This is a genomic window from Pseudodesulfovibrio pelocollis, from assembly GCF_030282845.1.
In the GTDB taxonomy this organism is placed as follows: Bacteria; Desulfobacterota; Desulfovibrionia; order Desulfovibrionales; family Desulfovibrionaceae; genus Pseudodesulfovibrio; species Pseudodesulfovibrio pelocollis.
The window spans coordinates 1-5,333 of the sequence record NZ_JASTWE010000080.1; the positions used below are offsets into that span (position 1 = coordinate 1).

Sequence of the window (5,333 nt, forward strand, 5' to 3'; positions counted from 1 at the left end):
GCGTTCGCCATTTTCTTGTATCCCGCGCCTGCGGCCACCACGGCGTTTTGGGCAAAGGCCGCTTCGGAAGTCAGGAATCCCACCGAAAAAACAACAAACGACATCACTTTCAACAGTTTCGGAATGTTCATGAAGACCTCACTGGGGCATGGCGACTGAGCCCTGTCGGGTATTGTTGAGGGAGCATGCACTGCCGGTGTAGCCAGTCTGGCGCGGCCTGCCCGTTTTCCACGGCCATGATGGTATCCCCGAGAAAGACGGCCTCCTCCAGGTCGTGGGTGACATGCAGGACGGGGATGTTGAGTTCACCCTTCAATTCCTTGAGGTTGGCTCGCAGGTTCCTGCGGGTGGCCACGTCCAGGGCCGAGAAGGGCTCGTCGAGCAGCAGCAGCACCGGATCTCGGGCCAGGGCCTGACAAAACGCGGCCCTCTGCCGTTCCCCGCCCGATATGGCGGCGGGTTTGCTTGATGCCAGGTGTCGAATGCCAAACATATCCATGAGCGTGTCAACCCGGTCCATGTCCGTGGCGGCAAAGGCCACGTTCTTGCGGATATTGAGATGGGGGAACAGGGTATAGTCCTGAAACACGAGGCTCAGGCCCCGCTTGCGGGCCGGGACAAAGACGCCGGATTCCGGTTCGGCCCAGATCTGGCCGCCAAAGGCAATGGTCCCGGAGTCCGGACGCTCCAGCCCGGCCAGCAGACGGATCATCGTGGTCTTCCCCGCCCCGGACGGCCCGACCACGGCCGTGATCGCGCCGGGCGCGCAGGAGAAGCGCAGTTCAAGGTCGAAATGCTTGAGCCGCTTGGTCATGTCAGCACAGAGCATCATGGCCGCCTTGCGTTGAGTTTGTTGATGATCATGAGGACCGCGAAGCTGACAGGAATGAGCGTCGCGGACATGAGGAAGGCATCGTTGAAGCGCATGGCCTCCACCGCCTCGAAGATGGCGATGGACGCCACCTGGGTCTTGCCTGGGATGCTCCCGCCGACCATGAGGATGACGCCGAACTCGCCCAGGCTGTGGGCGAACACGAGGATGGACGATGCGGCCAGCCCGCCGATGCAGTTAGGCAGGATGATCCGGAAAAAGGCCGCCGCTGGCGAGAGGCCGAGAATGGCGGCACTTTCAAGAAGGCGCGAGTCCATCTTCTCAAAGGAGGCGCGTAGCGGCTGGACAGCAAAAGGCAGGTTGAAGATCAGCGAAGCGATCAGGATGCCCGCAAAGCTGAAGACCAGCCTGCCGCCGGTCAGTTCCTCCCAGGCCGCTCCGGCCACCCCGCGCGGCCCCATGACCATGAGCAGTCCAAAACCCAGGACCGTGGGCGGCAGGACCATGGGCAGGGCGACGATGGCATCAAGGACGCTCTTGCCCCGGAACCTGCCAAACGCAAGCAGATAGGCCAGTGGAGCGGCCGCTATAGGAATGAGTGCCATGGCCCAGAATGCCAGCTTGGCCGAGAGGAGGAGCGGTGTCCAATCCATGGGCTATTTGTATCCGTACTTCAGCTTCATGGCCTGGACTTCGGGCGAGACCAGGAACTCGGCGAATCGCGCCGCCGCATCGGGATTGGGCGCGTTCTTGAGAATGCAGCCCGACTGCACCACCGGGGGGGCCTCATCCACGACCACGAAGCACCCCTTTTTGCCCTCTTCCGTAAAAACCGAGGAATAGGCGATGAAGCCCACGTCCGCTGCGCCGGTAAAGGCGAACTGGAATGCCTGGGTGATGGACTGCCCGAATACGAGCCTGGGCTGTGCCGCCTCCCACATCCCGGTGGCCTGTAGGGCCTGCATGGCCGAGGTGCCGTAGGGGGCGGTCTCGGTATTGGCGATGGAGATCTTCTTCACCCCCGGGTCCTGCACTGCGGACTTCCAGCCCTTGGAGCACAGTTTCTTGTCGAGGGACCACAGCACCACCTGGCCGGTGGCATAGACAAAGGGGGTGTGTGCCAGGCCGTCGGCATGGAGCTTTTCCGGGCGGCTTTCGTCTGCGGCGAGCAGCATGTCAAAGGGAGCGCCGCTGACGATCTGCCCGTACAGCTTGCCGGTGGAGGCGTAAGTGGCCTGGACGGTGAGGCCCGTGGCCTTTTCAAAGGCCGGGATAATCTCCTCCTGCATGATTGTCGTGTAGTTGGCGGCCTGGGCGATGAGCAGGTCGGCGGCCATTGCGCCCGAAGGCAGCAGCAGGGCGAGGGCTAACACGAATGCGGCTATCCGTTTCATGATCCAATCCTTGGGGTTGAGGGTTGCTTTACTTTGATCGGCTCCTGTGCAAATTTCGATCACATATATGAATGCCTCAACATGTAACGCAACCCTGTCACGCTATGGGGAAAAAACGTGACCACTCACGGACACCTATGCCAAAAGCCAAAACGCCCCCCCGCCATTGCCAGCGCGAACTGTTCAACGTCTCGAACGCGGTCAATCATCTCGACGCACAACAGCTCCACCAGCTCACCAATGCCTTTGCCGCATGGCGAAGCAGTGCCAGACGGCCCGACAGCGTCCGGGCACGGGAGCGCATCGGGCTGACTTTTCTCCTGCTCAGGCATTCGGGCGCCCGGTTGGGCGAGGTGCTGGGGATTGACGACCGCACCGCCTTTGATATGCAGCGCTGCGTGGTGCATCTCGGCCAGGGGGATGGCATACGGGAGGTTCCCCTGCCCGACGACTTTTGCGCCGAGCTGGAACAGACACTGGAAAGCCCCATGGCTTGCGGGCTCAGGGGGCAGTTCTTTCATCTTGACGCAGGATACCTGCGGCGCATCTGCTACGCGCGCGGCAAGGAATGCGGGCTGCCCAGGGATCTGGCAAACCCCCGCGTGCTGCGCAATTCCCGCGTGGTGGAAATGCTGCGCGCAGGCGTGCCGCTGGCCGTAATCAAATCCGTCCTCGGCCACTCGTCGCTTGATTTCGCTTCCGACCTGCAGCAGTTCACCCGAAAGGACGTGACCGCCATAGTCCGGCTCGCCCAGGCGGAGATGCGCACCCGCAGCAGCGCCCGCAACTCGTTCATAGGGCATGTAACCGCCCTGCTGGCAGACGCGGTCATGGCCGAGGTGAGCATGGAGAGCCGCTCCGGCGTCGCCATCCACGCGGTGATCACCGCAGACAGCATGCGCACCATGCGGCTTGAGGTCGGCACCCCCATCGTGGCCACGATCAAGGCCCCGCTGGTCAATGTCATTCGCGACGGACAGGCGGTGTCGGGAAGCGCCAGGAACCGCCTGCCAGCCATGGTGCTGCGCGTCCTGGATTCCCCGGTCATTGCGGAGATCACCGGACGCCTCAAGGACGGAACCGAAGTCTGCGCCCTGGTTTCAGGCCAGAGCGCACGGGACATGGACCTGCAACCGGGAGACGAGGTGGAGTTCTGGTTCAAGAGCCTCTCGGTGGTGCTCAACTCCATCCGGTAGGTTCACCGCTCCGCTACATGATGAAATCCGTGGACAGGAAGTTGGAGCTGTGCTCGCGGGTGATGGCCGCCAGCAGCTCCTTGTTGCGCCCGGTCCCCTTGGCCGCGACAAGGGTACGGATGGAAAAGCAGCGCAGGGCGTCGCCCACCGACAGGGTTCCCTCGGCCGAGTCCTTGCGTCCGGTAAAGGGGAAGGTGTCGGGGCCGCGCTGGCACAGGCAGTTTATGTTTACCCGGCAGACCTGGTTGACCAGCGGATCGATGAGGTGCGCCACCTCCTGCGGATCGTCACTGAAGATGCTCAACTGCTGGCCAAAGGGCGACTCGACCATGGAGTTCACCGGGGTGGCCATGTCGCGAAACGGCACGATGGGGACCACCGGCCCGAACTGCTCCTCGTGATAGACACGCATCCCGGCATTGACAGGAGACAGCACCGCAGGATGGAAAAGGCTCTTTGCGGACCGGCCGCCGCCCGCATTGACCACTTTCGCACCGTGCGCCACGGCATCGGCCACCAGTTCGCTCAGATACTCGCATTTGCCCGGCTCGGGCAGCGGGGTGATGCGCACCCCCTGTGTCCAGGGCATGCCGATGGGCATGGCCGCCACAGCCTCTGTGAACCGCTCGATGAACTCCTCCAGCCTGTCTTCATGGACGAAGAGGATTTTCAATGCCGTGCACCGCTGGCCGCTGAAGGAAAGACTGCCCGCCGCGCACTCGGCCACGGCCAGCTCCATGTCCGCCGATTTCATGACAATGGCCGGATTTTTGGCCCCAAGGCCCAGGATGCAGCGCAAACGGTTGGGATTGGGGTGGCTTGTGCGCATGGCGCTAGCCGCCGCGCTTGAACCGATGAAGGCGAGCACGCTGATGGCACCCGATTCCAGGATCGGCCCGATCAACGTGCGGTCTCCGAAAACGACGTTGACCACACCTGAGGGAAAGCAGTCGCGAAACGCCTCCATGAGCGGAGCATACAAGAGCCTGCCCAGGCGGGGCGGCTTGAGGATCACCGGGTTACCCATAAGCAGGGCCGGAAGCAGCGTGGCAAAGGTCTCGTTGAGGGGATAGTTGTACGGCCCCATGCACAGGGTTGGCCCAAGCGGGGCGCGCCTGATCTGCGCATAAATGCCCTTCTCGATGACAAAGCGCGATGAGGCCCGGTCAAGGTCCTTGAGCGCGTCCACTGTGTCGCGGATGTATTCCACCGTGCGGTCGAACTCGACCCGGCACTCGGCCAGAGGCTTGCATATTTCCCACATCATGAGCCGGACGATGGTGTCGCGCTCCTCGATCATGCGGCCCGTGAACGCCTCGACACGGCTGATGCGCCCGGCCACGCTCATGGTCGGCCACAACCCCATGCCGTTGTCCCACGCCTGACGGACAGCCTCCACCGCAGCAATTCCGGCCTGGGCATCAAGCTGCGGGCACGAGCCGAGGTGCACCGGCTCTGGGGGACCGCCCCGGCGGACTTCAATGGGCGAATCCACGCGCTGCATGGGTCCGGCCCATTCGACGATCCGCCCTCCGACCAGGTACCCCCGCAACTCGACCGGTTTGAGAATTCTGAGCGCTTCAGGCACATCCTGTGCATCGGTAAACAGTTTCAACATATCAACATTCGTGGGCATCTGGTCTCCATGTGGTCCGTCATATTATGTCTGAACGGGCACAATAGCGGCAGCCCTGGCGCAAGACAACCTGTTTCTGGGAGTCCACTTGCGCGCAAATTCGCCCGCCCTCCCGGAACACTGGCTGAGGCTTGACGGCTTGGCAGTTTCGCCCGTCTCTCCTCAACGCCAATCCTATCGGATCTTTTCGCTTTCACATGTGTGTCATCGTCGACAGCCTATATCGACGACCTCATTTAACAGCTCCCACTTTAAAAAATCAATATAATAAATAA

General features: G+C 62.1%; 5 protein-coding genes. 1 reads left to right on the forward strand and 4 read right to left on the reverse strand.

Going from position 1 to position 5,333, the window contains the following annotated elements:
- Positions 1-127: 127 nt before the first annotated feature.
- The 3 genes from QQS14_RS16025 to modA are packed head-to-tail and all read right to left on the reverse strand — an operon-like array spanning position 128 to position 2,226.
- On the reverse strand, positions 128-832 hold the full coding sequence (locus tag QQS14_RS16025; protein ID WP_285908026.1) for an ATP-binding cassette domain-containing protein: 705 nt from the start codon (positions 830-832) through the stop codon (positions 128-130).
- Positions 829-1,485: a molybdate ABC transporter permease subunit gene (gene modB, locus QQS14_RS16030; protein ID WP_285908027.1), complete on the reverse strand. Its 657-nt coding sequence runs from the start codon at positions 1,483-1,485 to the stop codon at positions 829-831. Before modB ends, QQS14_RS16025 begins: the two co-directional genes overlap by 4 nt.
- 3 nt (positions 1,486-1,488) lie before the next feature.
- On the reverse strand, positions 1,489-2,226 hold the full coding sequence (gene modA / locus QQS14_RS16035) for a molybdate ABC transporter substrate-binding protein (RefSeq protein WP_285908028.1): 738 nt from the start codon (positions 2,224-2,226) through the stop codon (positions 1,489-1,491).
- A gap of 137 nt (positions 2,227-2,363) precedes the next feature.
- On the opposite strand from modA, the gene QQS14_RS16040 reads away from it, so the two are divergent.
- Positions 2,364-3,422 (forward strand): TOBE domain-containing protein, encoded by a 1,059-nt coding sequence (locus QQS14_RS16040; protein ID WP_285908029.1) that lies wholly within the window; start codon positions 2,364-2,366, stop codon positions 3,420-3,422.
- A gap of 13 nt (positions 3,423-3,435) precedes the next feature.
- Here QQS14_RS16040 and QQS14_RS16045 read toward each other — a convergent pair whose 3' ends face one another.
- Positions 3,436-5,040: an aldehyde dehydrogenase family protein gene (locus QQS14_RS16045; protein WP_285908030.1), complete on the reverse strand. Its 1,605-nt coding sequence runs from the start codon at positions 5,038-5,040 to the stop codon at positions 3,436-3,438.
- Positions 5,041-5,333: the final 293 nt, after the last annotated feature.

What these genes read in the sequence shown, in the direction of transcription:
- QQS14_RS16045 (WP_285908030.1), bottom strand. Translation starts at nt 5,040, where the DNA reads ATGTTGAAACTGTTTACCGATGCACAGGATGTGCCTGAAGCGCTCAGA.
- modA (WP_285908028.1), bottom strand. Translation starts at nt 2,226, where the DNA reads ATGAAACGGATAGCCGCATTCGTGTTAGCCCTCGCCCTGCTGCTGCCT.
- QQS14_RS16025 (WP_285908026.1), bottom strand. Translation starts at nt 832, where the DNA reads ATGATGCTCTGTGCTGACATGACCAAGCGGCTCAAGCATTTCGACCTT.
- modB (WP_285908027.1), bottom strand. Translation starts at nt 1,485, where the DNA reads ATGGATTGGACACCGCTCCTCCTCTCGGCCAAGCTGGCATTCTGGGCC.
- QQS14_RS16040 (WP_285908029.1), top strand. Translation starts at nt 2,364, where the DNA reads ATGCCAAAAGCCAAAACGCCCCCCCGCCATTGCCAGCGCGAACTGTTC.